This is a genomic window from Ancrocorticia sp. (genome assembly GCF_052089425.1).
GTDB lineage: Bacteria > Actinomycetota > Actinomycetes > Actinomycetales > Actinomycetaceae > Ancrocorticia.
On sequence record NZ_JBQCZW010000067.1, the window covers coordinates 1 to 4,788 of the forward strand.

General features: G+C 57.5%; 4 protein-coding genes. 1 reads left to right on the top strand and 3 read right to left on the bottom strand.

Annotation, left to right across the window (positions count from 1 at the left end; genetic code table 11):
• Positions 1-1,003: type I-G CRISPR-associated protein Csb2 (csb2, locus tag ACTHV6_RS11805; protein WP_441387822.1), on the bottom strand; the 1,003-nt coding region annotated here is incomplete at its 3' end.
• A 5-nt stretch (positions 1,004-1,008) separates the two neighbouring features.
• Positions 1,009-2,214, bottom strand: a complete 1,206-nt coding sequence (gene cas7g, locus ACTHV6_RS11810; protein WP_441387824.1) for a type I-G CRISPR-associated RAMP protein Csb1/Cas7g — start codon at positions 2,212-2,214, stop codon at positions 1,009-1,011.
• A gap of 589 nt (positions 2,215-2,803) precedes the next feature.
• Here cas7g and ACTHV6_RS11815 point away from each other — a divergent pair.
• Positions 2,804-3,472, top strand: a complete 669-nt coding sequence (locus ACTHV6_RS11815) for a SanA/YdcF family protein (protein WP_441387825.1) — start codon at positions 2,804-2,806, stop codon at positions 3,470-3,472.
• Between the two features lie 21 nt (positions 3,473-3,493).
• Here the strand turns inward: ACTHV6_RS11815 and fucO are convergent, their stop codons facing one another.
• A complete protein-coding gene (gene fucO, locus ACTHV6_RS11820; protein ID WP_441387827.1) occupies positions 3,494-4,651 on the bottom strand; it encodes a lactaldehyde reductase in 1,158 nt (385 codons plus the stop codon).
• Between the last annotated feature and the right edge of the window lie 137 nt (positions 4,652-4,788).

Here is a 4,788-nt window from a genome sequence, read left to right on the forward strand (position 1 = left end):
CACAAGCAGGACTCATAATGAGAAGAGCTGGTTGCTCAATCCCGAGATGGGCTACGCGCTCTGACGGTACGCAGTGAACCGCGAGGCCGTTGGCCGGGCGTGGACTGCCCTCCGGATACTTGCCCGTGAGTAGCGAAGAGACGTTTTCGCCCACTGCAGCGATCAAAGCCTTGTGAAGTGCCGCTGCCCACGCCATGCGATCCTCTGGCTGAACATTGTCTCCGGATAGCGGGACGACGTAAACCGATGACCAGGGCACAGACAGATCGTCAGCGGGCGCTCGACCAGCGACAATTGGCACATAACGGCTGGATCGCACGCATTCCTGAGAAATCCTGCTCGGCTTCGGTAGTTCCCCTTGTTTCAATTTATCTGCGGCAACTGTCGGCTTCTTCTTGGGGTTTGCTTCACCGTGCCTTTTCATGAGTTCATCGGTGCGGCCTGCGCGAGGAACGCGAAAACGTTCCCCACCGCGTGCGAAGATTGTCTGCTCACGGGCACGCCTATGAGTGGCGGTCGCGCCAGTCCTTATAATCACTGGGCTCGTTGCTTCGCCCAAGCAGCCGACATCTGCAGCAAGTAAATCTAACCATTGTGCGACGTTACGAGGAACATCTTTCCAGATGTAGCCAACGGGGCCAGACAAACCGGCTCCGTCACTGATCAGGCGTTTCTCTGCGGAGTGTTTTGCGTTAACAGAGCTGACGTTGCGGTAGGCAAACTCTTCTCCTGTTCCGAGTGGTGAGGATTGTGGCAGTTCCATTTCTACTGGCTCGTGTTCATCGAGCCAGCGTAGGGATTCCACTGCTTGAGGGTGGGGGATCAATGACGAACCATCTTCTGAAACTTGAGCTGTTGAACCGCAGCAGGCAGCATTAGTCAGGGCAGCGTGCAGCCTAGCTGCGTCAGGAAACGGTTCTCGTGAGCCGTCAGAACGATGACCTAAATATGTGTCGAGAAGGAATGTAGCTCGCAAACCGAACTCTTGAATCGTCTCTTCCATGATGGCTACTCATCTTCGCTATCATCAGTTGCTGCGGCATAAATAGACTCATCGCCATCGACTTCGAGGACTTGCCCTGTCCATTCGATCCCAGCGATTCGCGAAGCTTCCTCAATTGCGTGCTGAAGAAGTGCATCCATATCCGCCACTTCGAGCGGATCGATCTCCTCTGACTGGCCATACCTCTGATCCAGCAGGACCTTGGGAACTGAGGTTTCAACAAGATCGCAATTTGCTCTCAAGTAGAGCTCACGGTCAGCTCGCGCCAGCCCGGCAAGTGCCAGAGCAGCAAGCAGAGCACGGCACACAGCGTCCCCTTCAGGTGTGGACCCGAAACGCATTTGACGTAGCGTGGAGAAGCTGAGAACCCAGGAGCGGCTGATCTGGCGGCACGAAACGCCTCCAATGGTGTCGAGAGTAGGGGGCACCCCGCCCAGCCCTAAACGAGAGGCACTGGCTTTGCCTTCACCAGCTTTCTTGATGTCCTTGGCTATGGCCTGCAAGTTGTTACTGCTCAATTCCTGCTCTTGATTGGCCGCGAGTTGTTCCATCTTCTTCTTTGGCAGGGCGATGCTCATTCCAACGGGATCTACGCGCGCTCCTCCGCGCATTCCGATATTGCTGTTGGGGTCAGCTTCCTGATCTGCAAGCGTTCCAATAATCTCGCCAACAAGCGCGGATCGGAGGCGAACCTGATTAGATTTTCTGGTGGAATCCCATCCTCCGAACGCGAGAACCGCGGGCGAGTGCGAGAGGATCGGACTGAAATCGCGCGGGTTCGAATTCCTGATTGCCCTGTAGGTTTCATCGGACGTTGTCGGCTTACCTGCAATACGTCCGGCCCTTATGTGCCCGTCGAAGGCGCGGTGAGGAAGATCTATGTCCTTATAAGTGTTGTTGGGGTAGGTGACTTCAATGCGCGGCATCAGCCGTACGACTGGGTCTGGATCGTCAACAGCCTGTGACAGAGACGATTCAACTCTGTTGAGCATGGATTGTTTGGAATCGATCGTGACAACCTTTTGCGGTTCTCCTTCTATGAAGCGAGTTTGGAAGTCAAAGGTTGGGTTACTTCCCTTGACGAAACGTGAAGGAGCGACAGAAGCTTGAGTACCTGCCGCCGGGGCGAGTTCTGTTGTTTCTACCAGAACGCTTGCTCCGCCAGGCGAACAAGCGTCAACGAGATCTTGCCAGGTAAGTTTGCGAGTCATTTTTCTTGTCCTTTGTTTGTATTAGTGAAGTGCACAAGTCATGAGCACATGTGACTGGTCGGGCAGCGGCGTTTGCTTGCCAGTTAGCCCGACAGTGGGCTCGGACGGGATGCCCGGGCCTAAATAAAACGTTAATCTCTACCTCCGACACATTTGCCTGCCTATGCAAATGTTGTGCTCGGAAAGAGAGAACTGTCGGAAGCAGATGAGAGAATGTTGCCACGAGACTCAGATGCCTCGTGGCAACCTCTGCGCCTGCCTCCGTACGAAGAGTCTAGCTCGGAGTCCCGAATAATGCAAGGAACAAGTGAAAGCCAATAGAACTTACCACGTACTATGGAATTGAAAGCGCTAGAGAAGAGGCCACCCTCTGCAGGGCGGCCTCTTTTCTGGCTTATGAAAGCCAATGGATCTAACCACGCCTCAATGAAAGGCAAATCTCGCGACTTGCAAACAACTCGGAGCGGGAGCCGCTCTTGCATGGCCATCCTGACAGTTTAGGTTGTTTGCTGCGGAAGCACTACCTTGGCCAACCGTTGGCAACGGCAACTCTCATCTACGCCACACCCCAACCCGCTAAGCTGTCCCCGTGGCCGAACAAGAACGCGTTGACTCCCTGAGCAACATTCGGCGCGCTCCCAAGCCACCGCCGCGCAAGGGCCTGCGCCGCACAATAGCCGCGCTCACGGCTGCCACGTTGATAGCAGCCGCCTACATTGTTGGTGCCAATATCTACATGACCAGCAGCACGGCCAGCCACATATACGCCACGCCAGCAGAACTCCCACCGAGCACGCAGGCGGACGCCATCGTGATCCTCGGCGCCGGGGTCCGCGCAAACGGCGAACCCACGGATGCCCTCCACGATCGCCTGCAAACCGGCCTGACGCTCTGGGAGCAGGGCGCCGCCCCAGTGGTGGTTGTGAGCGGCGACAATTCGGACGTCGCGAATTACCAAGTTGATGTCATGGCGAGCTGGCTGGAGGACAGGGGAGTCCCCGAAACCGCCATCACCCGCGACACGGGCGGCCTGAACACCTACGATACGATGTCCCGCGCCAGCCACGTCTACGGCCTAGACAGTGTGATCGCGGTGTCCCAAGAGTTCCACCTTGCCCGCTGCGTGTATAACGGGGAGCAACAGGGGATGGACGTAATAGGCGTAGCCGCGGACCTGCGCCCCTATGAGGACGAGACAAGATGGCAGATCCGCGAGTGGGGCGCCCGCGCCAAAGACCTCATCGTTGCGGCCTTCTAGCGCAGAGCGCCCCACATCCGCCTACATCAGTCCCTTGTACAGCCCGAGGATTTCCTCTTCGGTTGCTGGGCGCGGGTTGCCGGGCGAGCACACATCCGCAAAAGCATCGCGTGCCAGCGGCTCCAGATCGGCCTGCGTGGCACCCACCTCGGAAATAGTGGTGGGATTGCCAAGATCGGCGGTGAGCCCACGAACCGCGGCAACAGCAGCGTCACGCACAGCCTCGAGATCCCCAGAGTAGGCGTCCTCCACGCCGAAAGCTGCGGCAATGTCGCGGTACTTTTCGCCCGTGTAATCCTTGTTGAACTCCATGAGCGGGGCCAGCAGAATACCGTTGGCCACCCCGTGAGCAACGCCCAGCCGCCCGCCAAGCGGATGCGCCATGCCGTGCACAAGCCCCAACCCAACGTTCGAGTAGGCCATACCGTTGATGTAGCTGGCGAACGCCATCTCCTCGCCGGCCTCCTTATCGCCATCGGCACTCTTGGCCAGATTCGCGGCGATCATCTGGATGGACTTCAAACACAGAGCATCCGATAGGCTCCACGCACCGGGGGTAATGTAGCCCTCGATTGCGTGGGTCAGCGCATCCAGCCCGGTGGCCACCTTGAGCCCACGCGGCATGCCGTCCGTCAGGTCAGGATCAACGAACGCCACCACCGGAATATCGTGAGGATCCACAGCCACGAACTTCCGCTTGTTGGCCGTATCCGTGATGACGTAGTTAATGGTGGTTTCCGAGGCCGTCCCAGCGGTGGTAGGAACGCCGAAAATCGGCACGGCAGGATTATTTGTGGCCGCGGTTCCTTCAAGGGAGAGAACGTCCCCGAACTCGGGGTTCGCCACCACAATTCCGATGCCCTTGCACGTATCTTGTGGCGATCCACCGCCCAGACCGATGAGGAAATCGGCGCCGGATTCCTTGAACTTCTCCACGCCGTCCTTGATGCACTCAACAGGTGGGTTCGGCTTCACGTTGGTGAAAACCTCGTAGCCAATCCCGGCCGCCTCCAGCACGTCACTGACCTTCTTCGCGGTCCCGTTGGCCGGATCGGCGAGCACCGGGTCCGTCACGATCATCGCCTTCGTAAACCCGCGAGACTTCGCCGCTTCAGGGATCTCATTGATCGCACCACGCCCAAAGAATCCAGTCTGATTGAAGATCATCCGATTGACCATTATCTACTCCTTCGCATATGGGTCCCGCGCCTTTGGTGAGACCGCCTCCCATTAAATCGTAGGCGTGAGCACGCGGATAAGCGGCTCTTCACAGTTGGGGGTGTAGGAGTTGGTTTGTGAATCCTCCGGTTTCGAGG

Excerpts from the sequence above, each read along its gene's own strand:
- cas7g (WP_441387824.1), bottom strand. The coding sequence starts at position 2,214 with ATGACTCGCAAACTTACCTGGCAAGATCTCGTTGACGCTTGTTCGCCT.
- fucO (WP_441387827.1), bottom strand. The coding sequence starts at position 4,651 with ATGGTCAATCGGATGATCTTCAATCAGACTGGATTCTTTGGGCGTGGT.